Here is a 25,087-nt window from a genome sequence, read left to right as displayed (position 1 = left end):
ATAATAATTGTAAACCTCTTAATTACTCCATCTTACTGATATTAATTAAAATACTATGAATAATAATTAGTAAGATTTCGTTTTTTGATTGATGAACAAATTTTGACTAAAAGTGGATTTTAATTCTTATAGCTTGATCCAGAGAAATACTAGGATCTTCTTTCTTTAAGGATTGAACAAATTCTGGACTCACATTGTGAATTTTTAAGGATTGAATTTGATCGGCTGAAAGGTTTTTATATCCTATATCCTCAAAAGATTTAATAAATTCTGGTGTAATACGATGAATTTTGAAGGACATGATGTCGTCCAATGGTAAATCTCCAAAACGGGATTGTTTAAATTCTTTAATATACTCTGGAGTAACGTTATGAATCTTAAGGGATATCAGGTCATCCATAGATAAGTTGTTGTACCCAATTTTCTTGTATTCTGCAGCAGAATCTGGAGAAACATTATGAATTTTGAGTGCCATAGCTTTGTCCAAAGAAATGTTTGAATACCCTGCCTTTTTGAAGGTTTCTATAAACTCTGGTGTGACTCCATGAATTTTTAATCCAACCACATCATCCAAAGGAATGTTTTTGTATCCCGCTTTATGATATCGTTTGATGAAATCTGGGGTTACATTATGAATCTTAAGCGAAATGATTTGATCCATAGTGATGTCTTCATACCCTAAGGCCTTGAACTGCTTGATATAATCACCTGGTGTATTTTGTAAATCTTGACTGCTACCGTAACTGTTGGTTGAACTTGATTCAGAATCCCCATCAGAAGAATAGTTTTTTGCCCCTTTTACTTGTCCGGGAGTTACATTGTGTATTTTTAGCTTAACTACTTCTTGTAAACTAAGATTGCTCTGACCGGATTTCTTGTATGCTTTGATAAGATCTGGTGTTATATTATGAATCTTTAGTTTTTTTGCTTCTCCCAAAGTGACATTAGTATATCCAAGCTTTTTCAAGTCATTGATGTACTCCAGAGTCACATTGTGGATTTTCATTTCTTTAGCTTCTTTTAAGGAAACATTTTTGAATCCTGCATTTTTGAAAGAAGAAACATATTTAGGAGTCACATTATGAATTTTAAGATTCTTTGCATCCTTTACAGAAATATCACCATAACCTGCTTTTTTGAAAGAGGTGATAAAATCCGGAGTTACATTGTGGATTTTTAATTTCATATAATCATCCAGCGACATTTTTCCGTATCCCGCCGATGCATACGATTTTACAAACTCTGGTGTAAGACTATGAATTTTGGCTTTGGTTACTTTCTTTAGTGATACTTTACTACCATTGAGGTTGTTTACAAATTTGATATAATTGGCATCTACATCAAAAAGATTGAGTTTCGCAATTTCTTCCATACTATATTGGCTATATCCAAGTTGTGCCAAATCTTTACGATAAGACTTTAACTTGTCAAGTGGTAGCGCTTTGTGAATGATATCTTCGAAATCATCCTGGTCGAGGTTCAAATTCTCTGCCTTTAGATACGCCAGGTACTTGTTATCAAATCCTGTAAGAAAACAGTGCATTAGATCTCGATTCTCTGCTTGTAACCCATAAGAAGTTAGGTTTTTTTTGAATCCTTCGTTAGGTTCAAAAACATATCTTCCGTCACCTAATTTATTGTCAAATTGACCTATGTATGTAAGGGTTCCCGCATCTGCTGTTACTTTTAGTTCTTGTCGATCTCCTGCCGGGAAATTCGCAAAGTATGAGGGGTCATAACAACGAGTAATGGACCAATAATTGCGTTTTAGTGGTTCAGCGCTTCGGTACATTACACACAACTTACCTCCACCCACTTCGGCATCCCATACACCTCTGGTGTAGTCATTTTTTGCTAAAGCAGTGCTGTTGGTTTCTGTTGTTGGAGGCATATCGTTTTCATCGATATGAGTAATGCTAGACGCATTGGGTTGTACCGGATTAAAAGAAAATACGGTTAGCGCCAGTAATGGAACAATGATTAGGTATTTCCATCCTGATTTTGCAGTTGATTTTTTTGAATTCATCATAAGTATTCGTTTTTTGAGAAATGATTGATTGTAACTTGTTGCCAAACCTGTAGGCATATTTGGGGTAGAAACTTTTAAAAGATTCATTTGATAGGTCTCTTTATCTTCACCGATATTCAACATACTGTCATCGGTAAGATATTCCAGATTGTTATCTATGGCTTTGCGATATAACCATGCAAAAGGATTGAACCATTGCAGGGTGACTAATAATTCCACCAGCAACATATCAAAACTATGTCTTCCTTTAATGTGTAATTGCTCATGTTTTAAGATTTGCAAATAGGTGTCGGGTTGATATTGGCTGGGGTTCATAAATATCCGATTCCAGAAAGAGTAGGGGGCATGCTTTTTATCGGTTTCGATGATTTTATAATCATCCACTTCGATAGTAGGATATCTTAAAATTCGGTATAATAAAACTCCTAATTGAATTAAGAAATGTACTCCAAATACCATCATACCAAGGATGTAGATGTAGACCAAAATCGATTTCCAGTCAATAAAGATTTCCGAAGCTGTTAATGAAGTCCCATCTTCCGTTATAATCTGTGTTTCTTGGATATTAATTTCTGATGTAGAAGGAGCAGTAGCGGTAGAGCTTTGAGCGTATTCTGTTGGTAACGACAGACTAATTTCCTGATCAGCTGCTTTTTTAAACGAAAGACTTTGAGGTACGCTTATTAATGGAAGCGTAAAAGATAATATGATCAATGATAGTAAAACCCATCTGTTTAATCCGTAAAAAGTTTCTTTGGATAAGAAAAAGCGATAGATAATATAGGATAGGCCTATCAAGGCAGAACTATGAATGATATAATCGATTTCCATTATTTTTTCTTTTTGATCAGTTGTATGATTTCTTCTAATTCTTGTGAGTTGATTTTTTCTTCTTTGGCAAAGAATTTTACCAGCGCCAGAGGGGAGTTGTCAAAATAATTATTAACTACATCGCCCACGACTTCTTTTTGATATTCGTCTTTGCTGATCAGCGGATAGTACTGAAAGCTATTTCCGAAAGCAACATGACTGATAAATCCTTTTTCTTCAAGAATTTTTACAATGGTCGCGGTTGTATTATAGTGAGGTTTGGGATTGGGTAACTCAGCTATAATTTCCTTGATGAAAGCCTTTTCCAGTTTCCAAAGGCTTTGCATAATTTGCTCTTCTCTTTTGGCTAATTTCTGCATAATTCTAATTGTATAGCACAAACATACTACTAATCGATTAGTTTTACAACTAATTAATTAGTAGTTCTACTAAAAAATTAGGAGATGGTTCTGTAAACCACTTAAAATAGGGGAGTTTTGAGAAATGTTAAAAAAAGTATAAAAGCTTAAAGCATAGCTGATAGACTTCTTATTGTTTAAAAAGGGAGGTGATTTAAATCCACATTACCACCAGATAGTACAATACCTATTTTTTTATTTTGAAAACGTTCTTTATCCTTAAGCAAAGCTGCAAAAGGTACCGCGCAAGAAGGTTCTATAATTATTTTCATACGCTCCCAGATCAATTTCATGGCATCCACGATTTCTTGCTCTTCTACTCGTATAATCTCAGAAACGTGCTTTTGTATGATTGGGAAATTAATATCTCCTAACTGGGTTTTAAGTCCGTCTGCTATGGTGTTGGTACTGGTGTTTGTTTCAATTTTGCCACTTTGCAGTGATCGATAGGCGTCATCTACCTCAAAAGGTTCTCCACCGATCACTTTACAATTAGTTCCAAAAAAGTGAGCTGCAAGAGCGGTACCTGCAATAAGTCCTCCACCACCAACGGGAGTAAAGATATATTCCAAATCCTGTTGGTCTTCTAATAGTTCTAGAGCAGCTGTACCTTGCCCCAAAATAACATCCAGGTCATTAGAAGGGTGTAAAAAAGCAGCTCCTTTTTCTTTTTGGATTTGCATCGAAGTATTTTCTCGATCTTGTAAGGTAGGAGGGCATTCTATGATTTCACCTCCATATCCTTTTACAGCATCTTTTTTGACTTGTGGGGCAGTAGAAGGCATCACGATGTAAGCTTTTACCCCCAAACTTTTGGCTGCAAGTGATATAGCTTGTGCAAAATTCCCAGAAGAATGGGTAACTACTCCTTTGGATTGTTGTGCTGCAGTAAGCTGAAGAATAGCATTGGCAGCGCCTCTCATTTTGAAAGCTCCCATACGCTGAAAGTTTTCACACTTAAAGAAAATAGAAGTTCCACAAATTTCGTTAAGCAATCGAGAAGTAAGAACAGGAGTTCTATGAATATAAGGTGTGATTCTGGTATGACAGTCTTTTAGATCTTGTTTTGTCATTAACAATGCAGTATTTATGTATTTGTTTTCCTAGATAGCATCAAACCAATGCAGTGTTTCTTTCCAGAGGGTGTCTTTGAATTTCCTGCTGAAAAAACCAAAATGACCAATTTTATTGGTAGGCACATCCTTTAGTTGAATTACCTTTAATTGTTTATCGGCTTGTATAAAAGAATCATGAATTCTTCGGATTGCCGCTTCGGTACCAATAGGATCATCTTCTACTCCCAAAGTTAGCAATTTATTGGGATAAGCATCATAGAAAAATTGGATTCCGTTAGCTTCAAGTTGCTCTTTCATATCTTCTTGTAAACGTCTTTGGTGCCATTGGTCAATAACACCTTTGGGCACATCTTCTAGCATTCCTAATTTCTTACCAGGAAAATAACCAACTATTTTAGTAATTAGTGGTAACACTCCATGCCAAAGAAAATAAATCTTTCGTCGCTGTTTTTTATCCCAATCCTTATAATAGGCGGTTTGAGCTCCTATGTTGATGATACCACTTATTTTTTTACAATGTTCTGTCATACCAATGATGGTTCCTCCGATACTATGACCAAAAACAAAAAGTTGTTGACCCGGGAACTCTCGTAAGGCAAAATCAACTACTCCAGAAAAATCGTGTTGCCCCCATTCTAAAAACGAAGTCGTAAACCCTCTTAGCTTTTTGGGTCTAGAAGCTGCAATTCCTCTATAATCATAGGTGATTACATCATACCCTTTTTCTGACATATATACCGAATAATGATGATACAATTTCTTATCCACCGCCGTTGCAGAATTCATGATCAAGACTTTGTTTTTTGAAACGTCCTTATTTGATCTGTAAATCTGGGCAGAAAGTGGATAACTATCGGTGGCAGGAATGAGTTTCATAGATCTGATGTGCTAAGGTTTGGATATGTAATTTTGTGATATAAACCAGTCAATAGTACGGCGTATGGCTTGTTCTAAAGTAGTTTGTGGGGTATATCCAAGTTCTTCTTTGGCTTTGTCTCCATTCAGGAATTGCCCGGCAGACATCACAGCTATAGCAGTATCGTCTAGAAGAGGCAGTTCTCCTCCAAAGAATTTGTATTTGGTAATCTTAATTTTTGAAATCAGTTTCGCCAAGCCCAGGGATACAGATTTTGGCATTTGATCAATGTTTTCTAATCTGATAATGGTTTCAATAAGCGTTTTCATAGAGACATTTTCTCCGGTAATAAGGTAACGATGTCCTATTTTTCCTTTGAAACAAGCCGACAATAATCCACGAGCCGCATCTCCAGCATACACTACGTTTCTATCTCCTTGTACATATCCCGGTAAGGTTTGGTTTACAGTATTGGTAATAATACGCCCAGTTGAAGGGCCATAATCATATTCGCCAAAAGTCATCGAAGGGATACCAATCACAATGGGTATTCCATTTGCGCCGGCTTCTCTTGCGATTTTATCCATTATCCATTTTACCTGTACATAGGCGGATTTGTTTTTAGGGCTTTGAGTATAAATTTCATCTTCGTTGGCGATTCCGGTTTTGGATTTGGGGATTGCTATAGCACCTCCCAAATACAATGCTTTCTTGACACTGTTTTCTTTGATAGCAGCAACAAAGTTGTTGATTTGCTTTTTAGCAATATTCAACTCTTCTTTTAAGGGCCTAGGGACAGTAGGGTAGTATGCTCCGCAATTCAGTACATAATCCAATCCTTCGAAAGCCGTAATTAAACTATCCTTGTCGTCGAGATCCGCTATTCTTGCCTGAAATGTAAGATCTGAAATAGTAGAAAGATTAGAGTTTTTTCGATGTATTACAAAGAGTTCATGGTCTGGATCAGACTGAACTAGTTTTGCAACATGGTGCCCCAGCATACCAGTAGCCCCTATAACTCCAATTTTCTGCATATGATTTGTCTCTATACAAATATAGCATCTCAAGAAGATGCTATATGAATTTTTAATTGACCATGACTAAGATGATTTCTGATCAATGAAATGTGAGTCAATACTTTATTGAGAGGCTCCACAATTTCCATTTGGACCAGCAAACAACTCCAAGGTTTTAATTTTATCATTTACCGATGAAGCAAAGTTTTGTTTTTGATCATGCAACAAACCTATTACAGTTGCTTCTAAAGTTTTTTTATCACTATTGGTAATAATCTTTATAACGTGTTTTCCACTTCTCAAAGTCTTTTTAAAAGGAGTTTGCATACCTCTTAAAACAACTTCTTTAGACTCGGTGTGTCCAGCTGGAGTAGTTTCAATTTTGACATCAAAACTTTCTACTTTTCCAGAAAGTGAGTTCACTTCTAAAGCATACGAGTATCCTTCAACATCTTCTTTCGGACTAAATCCGGTAGCAATTACTCCTACCAAGAGTGCCATTAGTACTATTTTAATTTTCATAGTAGGTGTTTTTATAATATTAGGGTTATTGGGTATTATTTTCTACATCACAGCCAACCATCCAGTGGATGCCGTATTGGTCTGTAAAGGTTCCAAAAAAAGAACCCCAAAATGTCTTCTCCAAAGGCATCGTAATGTTTCCTCCTTTAGAAAGAGCATTAAAGATTCTTGTGGTTTCTTCTATGGTATCTACGGTTATTGAAATCGAAAAATTACTTCCTTGATTAACAGGGCCTCCAAATGCTTCAGAGGTGTCACTTCCCATTAGAATAGTTTCTTTACTAATCGGAAGGGAAATGTGCATGATCTTTTCCAAATCGGCTTTATCCACAGCGTAATCAGGATTCTTTGGCATTTCATTAAATCTTCCTACATAACGAAAATCGCCTCCGAAAACGGATTTATAAAACAGAAAAGCTTCTTCGCAATTTCCGTTAAACGTAATATATGGATTTATCGTAGCCATTTTCACTTAGGTTTACCTGATAAACTTACTATAAAAAGAGAAAGATTCCAAAGAAAATTATAAACCAAAACATCCAACCCTGGCTATAGGATTGGATGTATAATGGTATTTTTAATGATTTTATGTTCTAGTTGTTAAGCATTACTGGCATCACAAGCATGGTCACATATTCTCCTTCATCTAGTCCATCTACTGGAGTAAGAATACCAGCTCGGTTGGGTAATGACATCTCAAGTTGTACATCGTCGGCATTGAGATTATTAAGCATTTCGCTCAAAAAACGAGAGTTGAATCCGATTTGCATATCATCTCCCTGATAATCACAAGTAAGTCTCTCTTCTGCTTTGTTGGAGTAGTCGATGTCTTCTGCAGAGATATTTAATTCAGCACCAGCGATTTTTAAACGAATTTGATGTGTAGTTTTATTCGAGAATATAGATACACGTCTTACCGAATTTAAAAACTGCGTTCTGGCAATGGTAAGCTTATTAGGATTCTCTTTTGGAATTACTGCTTCATAATTTGGGTATTTCCCATCGATTAGACGACAAATTAATTGTGTTTCGTCAAAAGTGAATTTTGCATTGGATTCGTTGTATTCAATCATCACTTCACTATCGCTTCCTGCCAAAATACCTTTAAGCAAATTCAACGGTTTTTTAGGCATGATAAATTCTGCAGATTGAGAAGCCTGTACATCTTCTCTGGTATATTTCACCAATTTATGAGCATCGGTAGCCACAAAGGTCAATCCTTCTGTAGAAAATTGAAAGAACACTCCACTCATCACAGGTCTCAAATCGTCATTACCAGTAGCAAAAATTGTTTTACTAATAGCAGTAGCCAGGATATCTCCTAGGATAGTAGTCGAACTTGGATCTTCCAGTTCTACAGCTTTCGGGAATTCTTCTCCATCAGCATACGCCAAAGCATATTTACCGTGATTTGAGCTAATTTCAATAGTATTATTGTTTCCAACTACAAAGGTCAAAGGTTGCTCAGGAAATGTTTTTAAGGTTTCTAGCAACAATTTTGCAGGAACAGCCACTGTGCCTTGATCCGAAGATTCTACTTCTAATTTGGCAGACATTGTGGTTTCCAGATCCGAAGCTGAAACCGTTAACGCGTTACCATCTAATTCGAATAAAAAGTTATCTAAAATGGGTAAGGTGTTACTATTATTGATAACTCCTCCTAATACCTGAAGTTGTTTTAATAAATATGAACTGGATACTATAAATTTCATTTGTATGTGTGACTAGTTTTGTACAGTTTTACGCAAATATAATTGTAATCCCCAAGGATTAGGTCATGCAGAAAACCATAGTTATTAACAAACCTAAAGGAGTTATTGACTATTTCAGGAATTCAATTTCTCAGCCTTTGTTATCTTTCATCAATTTGTCTGTGTAATGTGCCTTGTGTTTTGGCGCCGAGAACCTTTTTTGATTGTATTCAGACGATTTTCCTTTGGGGATAGAAAGGCTTTGCCACTGCGGACCTGAGATCATTTTTCCCAGAAAAACAATCTGACCTATATGATACGAATAATGTGCTAATTGTCGGTTGATCGCTTCGGTAATGGTGTGTTCGATATTTCTGATATAAACAGGTTGCTCAAAATTATCCTCGGTAATACTATCTAGCGCATTAAAGAGACATGTCCAACCTTCGTTCCATTTGTCTAGAATTTGCTCTTTGGTAGTAAGGTCACTTTCAAATTCGGCATCTCTGGCCCTCCATTCTTTTTCACCATCAGTAGTTAGAAAACCTGTCCATCGAGACATCATATTTCCCCAAAGATGTTTTACAATAATACCAATGCTATTACTGTCTTCATTGTATTGCCAAAAGAGTTGTTCGGCGGGTAATTGATCAATGGTTTTTTCTCCTAAAGATTTGTAGTATTGAAATTGCTTTTGTATTCCTTCTAGATATTCTGTAGCATTCATATCCAATGATTTGATCTTAAAGATAGTTGATTTTGTAGATCAATAGAAATAAAAGAAAGTTAACCTTTAGAATAACATTTTGCGTTTTCTTACCAATAACCAAATCACTACCGGGGCACCAATAAGAGAAGTGATAGCATTAATAGGTAAAGTATATTCGCTTGATGGTAATTGGGCAATACTATCACAAACCAGCATGATAATGCTACCGATTAGGAGCACCGCAGGAATCAATGTTTTATGATCCGAAGTGTGAAACAATTGTCGGGTGAGATGTGGTACAGCCAAACCAATAAAAGCAATTGGGCCGGCAAAAGCGGTAATTCCTCCGGCCAAAATACCTGTAGAAAGAATAATAAGGAAACGACTTGTTTTAATATTTAATCCCAAACTACGTGCATAATTCTCACCGAGTAATAAGGTGTTTAATGGTTTTATCGAGAAAATAGTAAGGAGAATTCCAATCGCAAAAATTCCGAAGAAGATCAAAACATCGTTCCAGGTCAAGTTCCCCAAACTCCCGAAACCCCAAAAAATATATTGTTGTAATTGATCAGCAGGAGCAAAGTAGGATAGAACGCTTACCACAGCAGTGGTAATACTACCAAACATTAATCCAATGATTAAAATAGCCATAGTATCTCGAACCCGAATAGAAACGAGCATTACTGCAAAAAGGACCAAAACACTTCCTAAACTGGCAGCCAGAACCAATCCCCATTTGGATACAATAAAGAAAGATACCGCAGCTCCGGCAAATGAACTGCTGAGAATTAAAATGGCTACTCCAAGAGTGGCTCCGGAACTGATTCCCAGAACAAAAGGACCCGCCAAAGGGTTTCTAAAAAGCGTTTGCATCAATAACCCAGAGATACCTAACCCGCTGCCTACGATAACTGCAGTGATTGCTTTGGGCAATCTGTAGTCGATAATGATATGTCTCCAGGATTCTTTTTCAACATTCCCGCCAAATAAACTACTCAGGGTGTCCAACCAGGGAATAAACACAGATCCCAGACTGATATTAGCAACAAAACAGATCAGGAGCAATAGGCTAATACCAATAAAAACTTTTTTATATGATTTGTTTGGGGTCAATTAGTTCAGTTTTTCAAAAAAATAAGGTTCATAATCGGTTAGCAGTTCCGGATGCGCAATATGAATGATATCTTTTAAAATCAAATCTGGACGCATGGGGCCTAGTTCGTAATAAATTAAACCTCCTTTGGGGCCCATCTTTAATGTCGAAGAATATACGGTTTTATTTTTAAATGCGTCGAATAAGGCATACTGATGATTCTTTTCTTGTAATGCTTGTAAAGAGGTCGAGTTACCCGAACCTATCCATAAATCAGCATTTTGCCCTTTTTCCAGAACGCTTTCAAAACTAAGCGCAAGACTACCATTTTTTTTAGTGTCTTTCCATAGATAATCTGTACCAGCATCCTTTAAAAACTGCGCTATATAACTATTACCACCAGGAACATGCCATACATCTTTAAACATACTACCAGAGATCACGGTAGGAGATGATTCCACATTTTTTGCCAGAGTAGAAGATTGTGTATAATCTTCTTTTATTTTCTGAAAAATTTCCTCGGCATCAGATTCTTTACCAAAGAAGGCAGCCACAAATTTGATCCATTCTGCTCTTCCCAAAGGGTGTTCTTCCATCCAGGAACCATTAATCACCACAGGAATTCCTGTTTTTTCAATAAGATCATATGCTTTGGTATCTCCTGTTGCCGAAAACCCAATGATTAAATCAGGAGAAAGATCCAGTACCATTTCTGTATTTAGATTGTACTCTTTTCCTAGTTCTTTTACTTTCCCAGAATCTATGAGTACACGCGTTTTTTCTGAGGAGACATAATCCGTGTGTGGAAAACCTACGAGCTTTTCCTCCAAATTCAAATATTCCAACATAGGAATATCTGTGGTAGAGGTAACGACAACTCTCTCCGAAGGGACTTCAATAAAAATCGCTTCATTTGATTTGAATGGTTTTTCAGTTCCTTTGGGATGTAAGATATAAGTAAGTTCATTTTTTGCATCCGGCCAGGGAGTAGTCACCTTAATTTCCTTATACGTTTTGTGATGAGTTACCGAAAACCCTTTGGAATACTCAATATTTTGAGGTGCCAAATACATGACAGTTAGCGGTTCTGTTTGTTCCTTGTTTTGTTTACATCCTGATATATAGAAAGATAACAGGAGTAGTAAAAAAAGATGACGCATGATGATGTTTTTTGTAAAAATAGTAAATCAAAGAAAGGGAATTCTAACTAATTTTGGTTCGAAAATAGTAATCTCATTGATAACCATGCAAACAAAAACATTTTTATGCTCTTGGAGTGGGGGAAAGGATAGTTGTTATGCCTTTCATAAAGCCGCAAACAGTGGATTTAAACCTACTGTTTTACTCAATGTGTTAAACGAACACGGTGATCGTTCTCGTTCGCACGGTATTCCCAAAGAAATTTTGGAAGCGCAAGGAGAAGCTTTAGGATTACCTATTCATTTTTTTGAAAGCACCTGGGATGATTATGAACGATTGTATATCGAAAATTTAAAATCATTACAACAATCTTATGGCTTTGGGCATTCTGTTTTTGGTGATATTGATATTGAATCGCATAGAGCCTGGGAGGAAAAAGTATCTAAGGCAGCAGGAGTATCTGCTATTTTACCGTTATGGCAAGAATCCAGAACACCATTGGTAATCGAAATGATTCAAAATGGTATTGAGGCTATTATCACTTCGTGCAATCAGGTATTAGGTCCTGATTTTTTAGGAAGAAAAATAGATGCTCAATTACTCAAAGAATTAGAGGAAATAGGAGTAGATCCATGTGGAGAAAATGGAGAGTATCATACGCTGGTTATCAACGCTCCCTTGTTTTGTAAGCCATTGGATATTAGAGTAATGGGTAAAGAAAAATCAACAAATTACAATTTTGCTACGCTAGAACTGGTTTAGATACGAAAAACCTCAGAATAGGCAATTTTAATATCAAAAGAATCTTTAAGTGATATATTTTGTAAATGTGCTAACAATGCTCTTATGGGCCCTGCATGGCTTATGACCGCGATCTTCTCATCAGATTGGGAGTCTAATGAATGATAAAAATCCAAAACCCGAGTTTGAAGCATGGTATAAGATTCTCCAAAAGGAACTTGAACATGAACAAAATCTTTCATCCAAGGAGTTAATTGTTCTGAAGGGATGGCATCCCAGGATTTTAATTCCCAATCTCCAAAATTAAGTTCTTTTAACCTCTTGTCTAAAATGATTTCTTTTGAAAATGTTTTAGCTAATAATCTACAGCGTTGTAAAGGGCTACTATATACCTTAGTAATAGCATCTAAGGGTATTTGTTTATGTATTTCTTTAACCTCTTCAGGAAAAGTATCGGTAACTCCAATATCGCTCTGTCCATAGCAGATGCCTTTTTCAATATTTGGAGTGGTATGTCTTACCAGATATAATTCCATATCGCGATTACTGAAAGATAAAATATAACTTCACTTAGCTGTTGTACAGCTCCTGCACAGTCTCCGGTTTGGCCTCCGATCCATTTTTTGAACTTGGCTCCCAAAAACATTTTGGAGATGTACATGGGGATTAAGGTAATAAACAACCATGGATTCATAAAAAATAATAACGGTAAAATACCAAAAACAGCACTTACTAAGACCATTGTAAAGCTAATGTTTTTTGCTGCAGGCTTTGCTTTACTGTCATCATTTTCTCTTACATAGGGATGTGTATATAACAGGGTTACAGCAATAAAACGACTTAGACTATGCCCTGCTATTAGAGCAATAGGGATATATTGGATGGGTAGCTCTGATAATGCTACAAATTTTATGGCTAGTAGCAGGAGGATTCCAATCGTGCCATATGTTCCCAGACGAGAATCCTTCATGATAAGAAGAATCTTTTCTTTGGTCCAACCTCCTCCAAAGCCATCACATACATCTGCAAAACCATCTTCATGAAAAGCACCTGTTGCATAGATCGTAGAAAACATAGAGAGGAATAAGGCTATTTCTTTAGAAAAAAGGAAAGAAGTACCGTAAAAAACAGCAGCTCCAATACCACCAACGATAATACCAACCAAAGAAAAATACTTGGCGCTTAGTCGTAGATACCGAGGATCATGATTTACCCATTTCGGACAGGGAATACGAGTAAAGAACATCAAAGCAGTAAAGAAAATATGAATCTCTTTTTTCATAGGTTATGCGTTAGATACTCCAGCACTTTCAAAACTAGCCATACTATTTAAAAATGCTATGGATGATGCTATAATAGGATAAGCCACAGCAACACCAGTACCTTCTCCCAGACGCATTCCTAGATTAAGTAAAGGTTTTTGGCCTAAAAACTCCAGCATTTTTTGGTGTCCTTGCTCGTTAGAATTGTGTGCAAAAATACAATAGTCGATAATCTCAGGATGCAACGCTCGAGCTGCAAGCAACGCTGCTGTAACAATAAAACCATCTACCACAATCGTCATTTTTAGTTCGGCAGCTTTAAGCATAGCCCCAGTAATCATCGCAATTTCAAAACCACCGAAGGTGGCTAGTGCTTCCATTGGAGATGTCACCGAGTGTTTTTCAAAAACCTTATTTAGGATACGTTGCTTTGTATCTACAATTTCGGATCCGTTACCTGTGCCATTCCCAACACACTCCGCAACCGGAATTTTGGTAAAATAGGCCATCAACAAAGAAGCTGCAGAGGTGTTACCAATACCCATTTCACCAAAACCAATGATATTACTTCCGCTGTCAAAAATGGCTTTTACAATATCTGCTCCCTTGCGAATAACTGTTGAACACTGGTCCGCAGTCATGGCAGCTTCGTGCTGATAATTTCTTGTACCATGTGCAATCTTGGCATCTACCAAACCAGGGATACTTTCGAAATCGTGATTTACTCCGGCATCTACAATGGTGAGCTGTATTTGATGTTGATTACAAAATACATTGATAGCGGCTCCTTGGTTTAGAAAGTTATAGACCATTTGGGCGGTGACTTCTTGTGGATAAGGATTGACTTCTCCTTGTTTGGCAATACCATGATCTCCTGCAAATACTACTATTGCAGGCTCTTTTAAAATGGGGCTTTCCGTATTTTGAATCATACCCACTTGTAGTGCAATTTGTTCTAATGTTCCCAAAGCACCTACAGGTTTTGTTTTGTTGTCAATTTTGGATTGAAGGTTTGTTTTTAAATCTTCGTTAGAGAGCGGCTGTATGTTAAACTCCATAAAACAGAATTAATTTGTGCTTTTGATTTCTACGGGTATTCCGGATACCATTAAGGTGGCTTTATAGGCATGTTTGGCAATATGCTGATTCATCCAACCTTGAAGTTCGGTAAATTTTCTACCTACTTCGGTAGTGGCATGAACCCCCATTCCGATTTCGTTAGAAATAATGATGATGGTAGCATCGATATCCAGTAATTTATTAAACTCTTCTTTAGCTAAACGCAATGATTCTTCAATATCATTTTTGGTGTCGATAAAGTAATTGGTAAGCCATAGTGTTACACAGTCTATTACAATAGTACTTCCTTTGGGAATCACTGTAGAGATTTCTTTTTCTTTCTCTATAGAAGTCCAACGTTCATCCCGATCTGCAATGTGCCGATCGATTCGTTTACGATGATCTCCATCCCAAATTCTTGATGTGGCCAAGTAGTAGGGAGTGTCAGATAACTGTAGTGCAAGGTTTTGCGCATAACTACTCTTGCCAGAACGTTCTCCTCCTGTAATGTAGTACAACATTTTTTTGGTTTTAAAGAGAGCAAAGGTAGTTCTATAAATTATTTATTTGTTAAACTGATCACAAATTCCATAAAATATGATACATTCGCGCAGAATTTTGGTTCTGAGGCACTTTTCGAAGTGTTGAGGATTAAAAGGGAATCAGGTGAAGAATTTATGTTGACAATCAATACTAAATTTAGGAATCCTGAGCTGTTCCCGCAACTGTAAGCTAAGCCGATGATCTAGATCGGTGTTTGTTATTACTACTACAATAGAGCCACTGTCGTTTACCAAGGTAACGATGGGAAGGTAAATAACAAGACGCAAGCCAGGAGACCTGCCAATATTCAACAGTATCAAACTTTCGGGATAAAGGTTTGGGTATGGGTAAACTACATACTTTTTTCCCTTAATTTTTTAAAATTAAGATAGTTAAGCAATGAACACAAGAATGTTTTTTGGGGCAGCATTTTTACTGCTGGGTTCTTCTTTGGCGATAAGTCAGGAAAGTCAAGAAGACCAAAATGTAACCGAATTAGAGGAAGTCGTGATTTCTGACTCTAAGTTCGGATTAAAACGAGAACAAAGTGGTAAAGTAATTACAAAGATTACCACAGAACAGCTAGCGCAAAGCAAGGGGCAATCGGTAGCAACCGTATTGAACCGTGTTGCAGGTATCGAGATTAATGGAAACACCAGTGCTCCTGGTCAAAGTCTTGGATATTTCATCCGTGGTGGGCGTAATCGACAAGTAGTAATACGAGTAGATGGAGTAACCGTAAGCGATCCTTCTACGATTACGGGTGAGTTTGATCTACGATTGTTATCTGTAAATCAAATTAAAGAGATCGAGATCCTGAAAGGAGCTTCTAGTACATTATACGGATCTGGAGCGTCTACGGCTGTGGTGAATATTATTACAAAAACCGGAAGTAAAGAAAAGATTTCTGCAAACTTTCAATCGAGTTTAGGAACCAATCAATCTCAAGACGATCAGGATTATGATATTAATGAGTTTGTAAATCTAGCTTCTATTAATGGAACTGTGGGTAAGGTAACTTATTTAACAAGTTTTAGTAATCACTTTGCTGAAGGCTTATCTGCAGCAGAAAAATTACCAGATGATACTTCGGACACTACTTTTGAAGATGACGCGTATTCCAAATTTAATGTGAATGCAAGAGTAGGGTATGAGGTAAACGAACGATTAAAAATTGATCTTTTTGGAAGCTTGGATCAATATAACAATGAGTTTGATGCAGGAGCAGGAGCTGATGCTGATAATGATGCTTTTAGTAGACAATTACGAGCAGGAGCTTCTGCAGAATACAAGTACGACAAAGGAAGCATAGTATTTACCAACAGTTATTCTTTGCTAGATCGTGACTTTTTCTCGAATACCTTTGCTACCAAAAATGAGAGTAGGTTCTATTCATATGACCTATACAACAAATATAACTTCAACAATATGTTTTATACGGTTGTAGGGGTTAATGGATCTAATAACGATTATAACGGATTTAGTGCTGCTTCAAGGAGAGATCCATTTGTACAGACAATAAATGATGAGGTGGCAGATTTTGATATTATTGATCCTTATGTAAACGTCGTGTATGTATCTGATTTTGGATTAAACGTGAATGCTGGAGCAAGATTAAATATTCATAGTGAGTATGGGACACACCTGGTATATAGTGTAAACCCGTCGTATACCTATAAATTTGATGAGAGTTATATCAAAGCTTTGGCGTCATATTCTACCGCTTACATTACTCCATCCTTGTTCCAACTGTATTCGGGTAATTTTGGTAACCAGGAGTTAGATCCTGAAGAGAATACCACTCTAGAGGTAGGTTTAGAATTTTCTTCAAACAAGAAATTACGTATAAGTGCGGTGTATTTTAAGCGTGATGAAGAAAATTTTGTGGACTTTGTAGATACAGGAGGTTTTGTATTTCAATACCAAAATATTGATGCAGACTTTAGCACAAGTGGTTTAGAATTTGAGATTAGCTCTAGATTACTAGAAGATAAATTATCATTAGCAGGTAACTTTACCTATACAGATGTGGACGAAGATCTTTCGCAAATTAGAATCCCTGAGATTAAAGTAAATGCGAATGTGGGATATCAATTTAGCGAAAATACAAATGCAGCTATTAATTTTCAGTATAATGATGAGAGAGACGATAGTTTCTTTAATCTGGCTACGTTTGCTTCAGAACCGATTACTTTGGATTCGTATGTGTTAGTTGATTTTTCGATCAACCACAGAGTGTCTAAACATGTAAGTCTATTTGCAGCTATAGAAAATATCACCAACGAAGACTATCAGGAAATTTTTGGATTTAGTACTCGTGGTAGAAATGCAAGATTTGGATTGAATTTGGATTTCTAAAATTGAACCCTATAGAACAAAACTCCCAAATTCGCGAATTCGGGAGTTTTTTATTTTAATTAATAATACGGTTTTTTATTAATTCCTTCCTTCAAGAGGGATATTATCGATATACATTCTTTGGTATGAAGGACTATTCATTTTACTTTCTCCAACCAACTCAAAATCCACAAAGTCTTTACTTCTTGCAGCAGCTGTGGTATTGTTAACAATATACTCTAAAGCTACATTTAAATGCGGTTCGTCAACTTCACCTAAAACCCCCATATTTCTAAAATCTTCCTGGAATACTACATCAGCGGGTAACCCTAGAATAAAGTCGGTAACATCATCTTTGTTCGCTACCTTGCTAACCAATGGTTGCATAGCATAGGTGTGATTTGGATTTGCATCATCTCTCCTGAAGTCTGGAGAGTCATAAACTAGTCTTGAGGCTTGGAATTTTCCGAGGGTGCTTGTTCCTATTTGAATGACATCTATATAGGAAGAAAGACTATTAATTATTAGCTCACTTGCAGAAGCACTGCTTCCGCTAGCAAGTACATGAAGTCTGGAGAGCCCTAAAGAATTAACGGGTTCGCTAGTAATAACATCATTATCTGAAATATCAATAATAATATTATCAAAAAACCTATCTGTAAGAAAATCATCTGCATTAGAAAACTGATTTATAAAAGCTGTATAATCCGGATTAAATACGCTTTTTGCAAAAATTTCCCCCGTGTAAGCACCAGTTATCATACTTGCTAATCCCGTTGCTGTATAAACAGACCCTCCACCATTATAACGAAGATCGAGAATAAGATCCGTAATTCCTTCGTTCTTGAAAGCTAAGAAAGCATCATTCATTTGTTTGTTGAATGCGAAAGTAAAACTATTATACATCATATATCCAATTTTTTGCCCTTGATAATCAATGGTTTTTGATATGAATACAGGATTTTCGGTATATTCTACTTTGTTTAATGTAACGGTATTAGCTGGAACAAATGCATTGTTTTCAATGGTATTGAAACCAACATCATAGATGTCAGGTCCATTAAATAATAGATCTCTATAATTTGAAAGATTAAGTTGAGTTCCATTAATAGTAGTAAATAAGTCACCTCGGGTCACCCCTTTAGCTTCAGCATCGGTACCAGGTAAGACATACCTTACAAATCCAAAGAGATCGTCAGTACCGCTAAAACGGCCAAGTCCGAATGCCATACCATTATTTTTAGTAATTCCGCCAAAAAGATTTTCTTCTTGTGCAACATAATCATCAACAATAATACTAAACTGATCCTCTAGTTCGCCTTGTAATGTGTTTGTAGTTCTTAAATCTTGGAATAAACTCTCAGGAGAATCATACGAAGCTAAAAATTGTCGATACGCATTTTCATCATCTGCTTTACTATCTTGTAGATCTGGAACATCTGTTTTATATAAATAAAGGAAATTCATTCCTTTCCATATAAAATCATCAATTTCTTCATCAGGATTATTTATTACTACTGGTTCAGGGTCCCCATCATCACTTGAGCATGAGAAGATCAATAGCAATGAAAATACATAAAGGGGTAATAATTTTAATTTGATTGTATTCATAGCTTAAATGTTAAATTTTTGTAAAAATATGGTTTTATCCAATACAACGCAATACTAACAACTGTTAATTAGTAGGTTACTATTGCAGAATTATTATTCATACATTCGCTCATATATTGGAGAAAACATATTGCTGTCTCCAATAGATTCGAGCTTAACGGTATGAGATTTTGTGGCAATTCTTGTACCGGATATTGCGTTTAGGGCAGTTCTTAAAAGAGGTTCATCGGGATCACCAAGAACGCCTAAATTAGTAAAATCTTCTGCGATCTCGATTTCTGGTGTAAAGCCATCAAAATAATCCGTAAATCCTACAGAATTAATGGATCGAAGTACCAGAGGTTGCATGGCATAGGTGTGTCCCAAATTGGCACCTTGTCTTCCAAAATCCGGAGAATCATAAACCGTACGGGACGCCTGAAATTTTCCACTGGTGTTGGTCCCGACTTGAATTACCTCTATATAAGGATCCAAACCATTAATCACCAATTCGCTGGCAGAGGCAGATCGCCCTGTGGTTAATATATATACTCTGGATAGGTTTAAACTATTGATAGCTTCTCCAGTTTTTATTTCTTGGTTAAATCGTCGTATTTGGCCAAATTGATTTTGTAGTTCGCTATTCCATTCATCAACAGTAAAGATTTCACCATTAAATTGACCAGTAATCATACTACTCAAATCAATAGCAGATTCTACCGATCCACCACCATTGTAACGAACATCTAATACCAAATCTGTAATTCCTGCCGATTTTAAATCTCCTATTGCCGCATTGAGTTCATCATCAAAATCAGAAGTAAAGGCATTATACATCAAATACCCTACAAGATTCCCTCCATTATTAATGGTTTTTGAGATAAAAACAGGGTTTTCTACATAAGGTACCTTGGTTAATGAGATTGATGCTCCGGTTGGTGTAACATTGGTACCGTCGAATGTTGCCAGACCGATGGTGTACGAATCCAGATTTATTAATCCTCTAAAATTATCCTGGGTAATTTGGGTGTCATTAATCGTATTGAAAATATTACCGCGTTCTACACCCTTTGATTCTGCATCGGTATTAGGTAGTACATACCGAACATATCCAAAGACATTGCCCGAGCCATCAGGATATCGTATTAGACCGAACTCCATCCCATTGTTCATCGTCAATCCATCAAAAGACTGTTCGAGAGCCACATAATCGGCTACCAAAAAACTAAACTCATCTATATTGGATTGCAAAGCTTCAAATATAGCTTCGGGAGAAGCAAAGCTGTTTAAAAAGTTATTGTACTCCTCTTCAGAAGAAAATCGATTATTGGCCAGATCCGGAACATCGTCCTTATATAGATAGAAAGTATTCATTCCTTTCCATATAAAATCATTGATTTCTGCAACACTGGCCACAGGGACAACATCATCATTGTCGTCGAAACATCCAGTGGTGATACTTCCGAGAAGGAACATACCCACAAAATATTTGAAGTACTTCATAGCATATTTTTATATATAGCGTTAAAAATAGGGACTTTAGTATAAATTTAAAAAAGATTGTAACAAATTACAAGCATAGTCGTCTCCCTTGTATAAAGCTACCAAAAACTGATAAAACAGTACGGAGTTTTACATCAACCAATCAAAAAATGAAAGAAAAGGCATTTATAACGCTTACCAATGGTTTTAAAGATAAACTATTCCGTTTAGCTAAACGGTTACTGGTGAGTAATGAAGAGGCAGAAGATGCTACGCAAGAGGTTTTGCTGAAGTTATGGAAGAACAAAGGTAAAATGTCTGAATATAAAAATGTAGAAGCTTTTGCGATGACGATGACCAAAAATTACTGTTACGATAAATTAAAAGCCAAAGAAACAGGCAACCTAAAAATTGTACATAGTAATTATAAAGATGAACGACCATCGTTACAAAGACAAGTTGAAGCAAAAGATAGTCTGGATTGGGTAGGTAAAATCTTAAATGGTTTGCCAGAACAACAGCGAATGATTATCCAGCTTAGAGATATAGAACAATATGATAATGCAGAAATCGCAGAAATGCTAGGAATTAATGAAACAGCTGTGAGAGTAGCATTATCTAGAGGAAGAAAAAAAATTAGAGAAGAATTATTAAAAAAACACAATTATGGAGTTGTCTAATATTGAAAAACTACTGGAAAAGTACTTTGAAGGCGAAACGACCATTTCTGAAGAAAAAGAATTAAAGGTTTATTTTACCGGAGAAACTGTGCCGTCGCATTTGGAGAGATACAAAGATTTGTTTCAGTTTTTTTCAGCAGAGAGCCATATAACCGCTACCAGGGATATTGATATTCCGGTTCAGAAAACCAATTGGTACAAGTGGGTGGGAGTAGCAGCATCGGTTGCAATTATTGCAGGGCTGTTTTTTACCAAGACACCCACCCAACCAGAGGAGTTAGGAACCTATGAAGATCCTGAAATAGCATTACAAGAAACCAAAAAGATCCTCAATATGGTTTCGCAATTAATGAATGAGGGTAAAAAGGACCTGGTGTACCTTAACGAATTTGAGACTGCCAAACAAAATTTGGTATACCTCAATGAATTTGAAAACACCACGAATAAATTAATAAAGTAAAATACAAAAATCCATACTCCGGATCAAACAACACACAACCGGAATTAAATGTTAGTAATTATGAAAAAGTTAGTAATAGTTTTAGTTTTTGCCATAGCACCCTACATCACAAACGCGCAAGGGGCATTTGATAAGTACGAAAATATGAAAGACGTATCGTCTGTAATCGTAACCAGTAAAATGTTTAAGCTATTAAGCAAAATCGATATAGAAAGTAACGATGCAGAGGTGCAGGAATATATGAACCTTGTAGAAAACATTAAGAATATCAAAGTATTTGCTACTGATAATGATGAAATCGGAAAAAAGATGAGAGCAGATGTTTCTAAATACCTTAAAGGGTCTACTCTAGACGAATTGATGCGAGTAAACTCTGATGGTAAAAATGTAAAATTCTATTCTAAACCAGGTCGAGACGAAGATCATGTAAGCGAATTATTTATGTTCCTGGATGGAGTAAAAGAGAGTGGAGACGGGCCCGATACAGTAGTATTAACCATCACCGGAGATATTGACCTGAAGCAAGTTTCTAAAATAGCTGATCACTTAAACGTGCCTGGTGGAGAAGAGCTTAAAAACGTAAAAAAGAATAAGTAAGACTTATTTTATATATATCCGTTGTCCTTTTGAGTGGTGTTGAATCATAGGTTTGATACCACTCATTATGGCAACATCATCATCAATCAAAAACAATCAACTACTCCGAGTAATCGGAACCAAAAAAATGAAAATCATGATACAATTAATCAGAATCGCTTGCCTTGCAGCCGCAACACTTTTGGTATTTGCTAGCTGTAGCAGCGAAACATCATTACAACAATATTTTGTAGATCATCAGAATGATCAGGATTTTATCGCAGTAGACATTCCTTCTAGTCTATTAGATAAAGATGAGGTGGAACTTTCTGCGGATGAAAAAGAAACTTTAGAAAGCATCAAAAAGGTAAACTTCCTGGCATTAAAACTTACAGATGAGCTACAAGGAAGATTTGAAGAAGAAAGTGCGAAGATCAATAAGATCTTGAGCAGTGAAAAATACGAGACCCTAATGCGCATGGGATCTAATGGGACCAAAGCTACCATCAAGTTTCAGGGTAATGAAGAAGAAATCGATGAAGTGATCGTATTTGCTACCAATTCTGAAAAGGGATTGGCTCTTGTACGAGTATTAGGTGATAATATGAAGCCTGAAAATATTGCCAAATTAGCAAAATCCATGGATAAAATGGATCTAAGTGCATTCAAAAAAATAGCAGAGAACTTCGATTAGTGGTCAACTGCCATTCATCACATCAAAAAACAAGAAAAGCTTTGTCTGACCGACAAAGCTTTTTTATTGCGTACACTTCGACTACGCTTGCCGTACACTGAGCGTAGTCGAAGTGTACATTGTTCGTTAAATGGGTAATCATTCGATCGTACACTTCGACTCCGCTCAGTGTACTTTTCATATATATTATTTAGGTTTTCGTACGTACGCTGAGCGTAGTCGAAGCGAAGCGACTATATCCCTGTATAATTTGCAGGAGTTACCTGTTTCAATTCAGATTTTATAGCATCCGAAACTTCTAAAGTATCGATAAAACTAGCAATAGAGTTTTGATTGATCGCTTCATTGGTTCTGGTTAATCCTTTTAAAGCTTCGTATGGGTTAGGATATCCTTCTCTACGCAAGATAGTCTGGATAGCCTCAGCTACAACCGCCCAGTTGTTCTCCAAATCCTCAGCAAATTTTTCTTCATTCAGCAGTAGCTTATTCAATCCCTTTAGCGTGGCTTGAAAAGCAATAATTGTATGTCCAAAAGGAACACCAACGTTTCTCAGTACCGTACTATCGGTAAGGTCACGTTGCAATCTGCTCACTGGTAGTTTGGCAGCAAGGTGCTCAAATAGGGCGTTAGCAATACCCAGATTTCCTTCACTGTTTTCAAAATCAATAGGATTAACTTTGTGTGGCATAGCCGAAGAACCTACTTCTCCTTTTTTGATCTTTTGCTTGAAATAATCCATAGATACATAGGTCCAAACATCACGATCCAAATCCAACAGGATAGTATTAATTCGTTTTAGTCCGTCAAATAAAGCGGCCATATGATCGTAGTGTTCAATTTGTGTGGTAGGGAAAGAGTGGTGTAATCCTAATTTCTCCTGTACAAAGTCGGTTCCAAATGCTTTCCAATCGATATCGGGATAAGCAACTTTGTGCGCGTTGTAATTTCCTGTGGCACCACCAAACTTTGCTGCACTTGGGATATCTTTTAGGAGATCAAACTGCGCTTCTAATCGTGTAACATATACCTGAAACTCTTTTCCTAAACGAGTAGGAGAGGCAGGTTGCCCGTGAGTACGAGCCAACATAGGTACAGCAGCCCACTCATTCACCAACGATTTTAATTTTTCCAGCACTTCAAAATATTGAGGAATATATACATTACTCATCGCTTCCTTAATACTTAGTGGAATAGCCGTGTTATTTACATCTTGCGAGGTTAATCCAAAATGAATAAATTCTTTATACTCCTGTAAACCTAAGGCATCGAATTGCTCTTTGATAAAATATTCTACGGCTTTTACATCGTGATTGGTTACTTTTTCGATGTCTTTGATAGCTAACGCATCTTCACTAGAAAAGGTGGTGTATATTTCTCGTAATTTGTCAAACAGCTTAGTGTCTACATCTTTAAGTTGAGGTAATGGTAGTTCGCATAAAGCAATGAAATATTCGATTTCTACCAATACGCGATACTTGATTAATGCTTCTTCGCTAAAAAATGCACTCAAGGCATTGGTTTTTGATGCATAGCGTCCATCGATAGGAGAGATAGCTTGCAAAGGAAATGTAGACATAATGTTGTGTTTTTTTGAAAGGTGCAAAGATAAAATATAAGATTTGATTTACAGTTGATGACAGAAAAAGAATTTAAAGACTTCTTTGTCAGTTATCTGAGTTTTTTTAAAATCATTCTCGATCGAGCTTTGTAAGCAGCACTACCCGAATTATAATTGTTTTCCAGCGTTATTTTTAGTTCGGGGTGTACCCAATCAAACTCAGTGCCCAAAAGATAAAGAGAGGTCATAGAATAGGCTTGTGGGGCCACTTTTTGGTCCGTGATCATCCAATCAAAACAAGTTTCGGTTATTTTTTCACGATGTGTTTGGGTAAGATGCTGTCTAACCTCAGGTTTTTTGGCTTTGTAATAGGCGAGAATCAAGTACTCATATATTTTGGCCATAGGTCGCACAGCTGGGTGTTTGTAGACTTTTGGAACCAAATCCACCAGTTGATCCAAATGGGGGAGAATGGCAGTCAGATTCTTTTTGCATAAAAACTCCAAACCCCAGGAGGCTCTGCACGAAATCTCTTCGTTTACCCGGGCGCAGATTTGCAACAACTCTGGTAACAATTCTGTATTGTCCAGGATGAGATGAGCAAAATCGTTTCGTTGTTCTCGTGAGTGGTTGATGGATTGTATATGTTCTTCTAGAGATATCATAACTACCTATATTATAGGATAAGGATTGCAGCAAGAAAAATAGGAAAAAATGAATTGAAAAAGGAGTAGAATAGG

Annotated in this window: 25 protein-coding genes and 1 riboswitch; of the genes, 6 read left to right on the top strand and 19 right to left on the bottom strand. The window is 36.6% G+C overall.

The features are described 5' to 3' along the window. Positions 1-106: 106 nt before the first annotated feature. From BUE24_RS07335 to BUE24_RS07285, 11 genes are all read right to left on the bottom strand, one after another. Complete coding sequence (locus BUE24_RS07335) at positions 107-2,860, bottom strand: M56 family metallopeptidase (protein ID WP_073315316.1); 2,754 nt, start codon at positions 2,858-2,860, stop codon at positions 107-109. Further along, the gene (locus BUE24_RS07330; protein ID WP_073315315.1) at positions 2,860-3,219 is read right to left on the bottom strand and encodes a BlaI/MecI/CopY family transcriptional regulator; all 360 of its coding nucleotides are present in this window, start codon (positions 3,217-3,219) and stop codon (positions 2,860-2,862) included. Before BUE24_RS07330 ends, BUE24_RS07335 begins: the two co-directional genes overlap by 1 nt. A 176-nt stretch (positions 3,220-3,395) precedes the next feature. Beyond that, positions 3,396-4,331, bottom strand: a complete 936-nt coding sequence (locus tag BUE24_RS07325; protein ID WP_073315314.1) for a threonine ammonia-lyase — start codon at positions 4,329-4,331, stop codon at positions 3,396-3,398. Between the two features lie 30 nt (positions 4,332-4,361). Further along, positions 4,362-5,210 carry an alpha/beta hydrolase family protein gene (locus BUE24_RS07320; RefSeq protein WP_073315313.1) on the bottom strand — a complete coding sequence of 283 codons (849 nt, stop codon included), beginning with the start codon at positions 5,208-5,210 and terminating at the stop codon, positions 4,362-4,364. Positions 5,211-5,222: 12 nt separating this feature from the next. Next, positions 5,223-6,224 carry an NAD-dependent epimerase/dehydratase family protein gene (locus BUE24_RS07315; RefSeq protein WP_073315312.1) on the bottom strand — a complete coding sequence of 334 codons (1,002 nt, stop codon included), beginning with the start codon at positions 6,222-6,224 and terminating at the stop codon, positions 5,223-5,225. 105 nt (positions 6,225-6,329) lie between these two features. Continuing rightward, positions 6,330-6,728: a hypothetical protein gene (locus BUE24_RS07310; protein ID WP_073315311.1), complete on the bottom strand. Its 399-nt coding sequence runs from the start codon at positions 6,726-6,728 to the stop codon at positions 6,330-6,332. A gap of 25 nt (positions 6,729-6,753) precedes the next feature. Beyond that, positions 6,754-7,194: a VOC family protein gene (locus tag BUE24_RS07305; protein ID WP_073315310.1), complete on the bottom strand. Its 441-nt coding sequence runs from the start codon at positions 7,192-7,194 to the stop codon at positions 6,754-6,756. A 127-nt stretch (positions 7,195-7,321) separates the two neighbouring features. After that, complete coding sequence (dnaN, locus tag BUE24_RS07300) at positions 7,322-8,440, bottom strand: DNA polymerase III subunit beta (RefSeq protein ID WP_073315309.1); 1,119 nt, start codon at positions 8,438-8,440, stop codon at positions 7,322-7,324. Between the two features lie 130 nt (positions 8,441-8,570). Further along, positions 8,571-9,146 carry a DUF1572 family protein gene (locus BUE24_RS07295; protein ID WP_073315308.1) on the bottom strand — a complete coding sequence of 192 codons (576 nt, stop codon included), beginning with the start codon at positions 9,144-9,146 and terminating at the stop codon, positions 8,571-8,573. 66 nt (positions 9,147-9,212) lie between these two features. Continuing rightward, positions 9,213-10,244, bottom strand: coding sequence for a FecCD family ABC transporter permease (locus BUE24_RS07290; protein ID WP_073315307.1), 1,032 nt, complete (start codon positions 10,242-10,244; stop codon positions 9,213-9,215). After that, positions 10,245-11,384: an ABC transporter substrate-binding protein gene (locus BUE24_RS07285; protein WP_073315306.1), complete on the bottom strand. Its 1,140-nt coding sequence runs from the start codon at positions 11,382-11,384 to the stop codon at positions 10,245-10,247. A gap of 85 nt (positions 11,385-11,469) precedes the next feature. Between BUE24_RS07285 and BUE24_RS07280 the strand changes: the two genes are divergently transcribed. Continuing rightward, positions 11,470-12,126, top strand: a complete 657-nt coding sequence (locus BUE24_RS07280; protein ID WP_073315375.1) for a Dph6-related ATP pyrophosphatase — start codon at positions 11,470-11,472, stop codon at positions 12,124-12,126. Here BUE24_RS07280 and cobC read toward each other — a convergent pair. The 4 genes from cobC to BUE24_RS07260 are packed head-to-tail and all read right to left on the bottom strand — an operon-like array spanning position 12,123 to position 14,947. Then, positions 12,123-12,641 carry an alpha-ribazole phosphatase gene (gene cobC, locus BUE24_RS07275; RefSeq protein ID WP_073315305.1) on the bottom strand — a complete coding sequence of 173 codons (519 nt, stop codon included), beginning with the start codon at positions 12,639-12,641 and terminating at the stop codon, positions 12,123-12,125. The genes BUE24_RS07280 and cobC overlap by 4 nt on opposite strands. Further along, entirely contained in the window at positions 12,623-13,387 is a 765-nt protein-coding gene (locus BUE24_RS07270; protein ID WP_073315304.1) for an adenosylcobinamide-GDP ribazoletransferase, read from the bottom strand. Before BUE24_RS07270 ends, cobC begins: the two co-directional genes overlap by 19 nt. 3 nt (positions 13,388-13,390) lie before the next feature. After that, on the bottom strand, positions 13,391-14,425 hold the full coding sequence (gene cobT, locus BUE24_RS07265) for a nicotinate-nucleotide--dimethylbenzimidazole phosphoribosyltransferase (RefSeq protein WP_073315303.1): 1,035 nt from the start codon (positions 14,423-14,425) through the stop codon (positions 13,391-13,393). A 9-nt stretch (positions 14,426-14,434) separates the two neighbouring features. Beyond that, a complete protein-coding gene (locus BUE24_RS07260) occupies positions 14,435-14,947 on the bottom strand; it encodes a bifunctional adenosylcobinamide kinase/adenosylcobinamide-phosphate guanylyltransferase (RefSeq protein WP_073315302.1) in 513 nt (170 codons plus the stop codon). An 81-nt stretch (positions 14,948-15,028) separates the two neighbouring features. Then, positions 15,029-15,288: riboswitch (cobalamin riboswitch) on the top strand. Between the two features lie 80 nt (positions 15,289-15,368). Between BUE24_RS07260 and BUE24_RS07255 the strand changes: the two genes are divergently transcribed. Further along, positions 15,369-17,327 carry a TonB-dependent receptor plug domain-containing protein gene (locus tag BUE24_RS07255; protein WP_073315301.1) on the top strand — a complete coding sequence of 653 codons (1,959 nt, stop codon included), beginning with the start codon at positions 15,369-15,371 and terminating at the stop codon, positions 17,325-17,327. A 78-nt stretch (positions 17,328-17,405) separates the two neighbouring features. Here BUE24_RS07255 and BUE24_RS07250 read toward each other — a convergent pair whose 3' ends face one another. Next, positions 17,406-18,917, bottom strand: a complete 1,512-nt coding sequence (locus BUE24_RS07250; RefSeq protein WP_073315300.1) for a S41 family peptidase — start codon at positions 18,915-18,917, stop codon at positions 17,406-17,408. Positions 18,918-19,010: 93 nt separating this feature from the next. Continuing rightward, positions 19,011-20,399 (bottom strand): S41 family peptidase, encoded by a 1,389-nt coding sequence (locus tag BUE24_RS07245; protein WP_073315299.1) that lies wholly within the window; start codon positions 20,397-20,399, stop codon positions 19,011-19,013. A 149-nt stretch (positions 20,400-20,548) separates the two neighbouring features. Here BUE24_RS07245 and BUE24_RS07240 point away from each other — a divergent pair, with 149 nt between their 5' ends. The 4 genes from BUE24_RS07240 to BUE24_RS07225 all read left to right on the top strand — a co-directional run bounded on the left by BUE24_RS07240 (position 20,549) and on the right by BUE24_RS07225 (position 22,788). Further along, positions 20,549-21,058, top strand: a complete 510-nt coding sequence (locus BUE24_RS07240; RefSeq protein WP_073315298.1) for an RNA polymerase sigma factor — start codon at positions 20,549-20,551, stop codon at positions 21,056-21,058. After that, positions 21,045-21,518, top strand: coding sequence for a hypothetical protein (locus tag BUE24_RS07235; protein WP_073315297.1), 474 nt, complete (start codon positions 21,045-21,047; stop codon positions 21,516-21,518). Before BUE24_RS07240 ends, BUE24_RS07235 begins: the two co-directional genes overlap by 14 nt. A gap of 60 nt (positions 21,519-21,578) precedes the next feature. After that, the gene (locus tag BUE24_RS07230; RefSeq protein WP_073315296.1) at positions 21,579-22,115 is read left to right on the top strand and encodes a DUF4252 domain-containing protein; all 537 of its coding nucleotides are present in this window, start codon (positions 21,579-21,581) and stop codon (positions 22,113-22,115) included. A 67-nt stretch (positions 22,116-22,182) separates the two neighbouring features. Further along, complete coding sequence (locus tag BUE24_RS07225) at positions 22,183-22,788, top strand: DUF4252 domain-containing protein (RefSeq protein ID WP_084549435.1); 606 nt, start codon at positions 22,183-22,185, stop codon at positions 22,786-22,788. A gap of 233 nt (positions 22,789-23,021) precedes the next feature. Here BUE24_RS07225 and purB read toward each other — a convergent pair whose 3' ends face one another. Then, positions 23,022-24,365, bottom strand: a complete 1,344-nt coding sequence (purB, locus tag BUE24_RS07220) for an adenylosuccinate lyase (protein ID WP_073315294.1) — start codon at positions 24,363-24,365, stop codon at positions 23,022-23,024. A 92-nt stretch (positions 24,366-24,457) separates the two neighbouring features. Beyond that, positions 24,458-25,012: an adenylosuccinate lyase gene (locus BUE24_RS07215; protein ID WP_073315293.1), complete on the bottom strand. Its 555-nt coding sequence runs from the start codon at positions 25,010-25,012 to the stop codon at positions 24,458-24,460. Between the last annotated feature and the right edge of the window lie 75 nt (positions 25,013-25,087).

The organism is Aquimarina spongiae (assembly GCF_900141785.1).
Taxonomy (GTDB): domain Bacteria; phylum Bacteroidota; class Bacteroidia; order Flavobacteriales; family Flavobacteriaceae; genus Aquimarina; species Aquimarina spongiae.
Note: the sequence above shows the minus strand (reverse complement) of the source record. Positions and strands in the feature narration are given on the sequence as shown.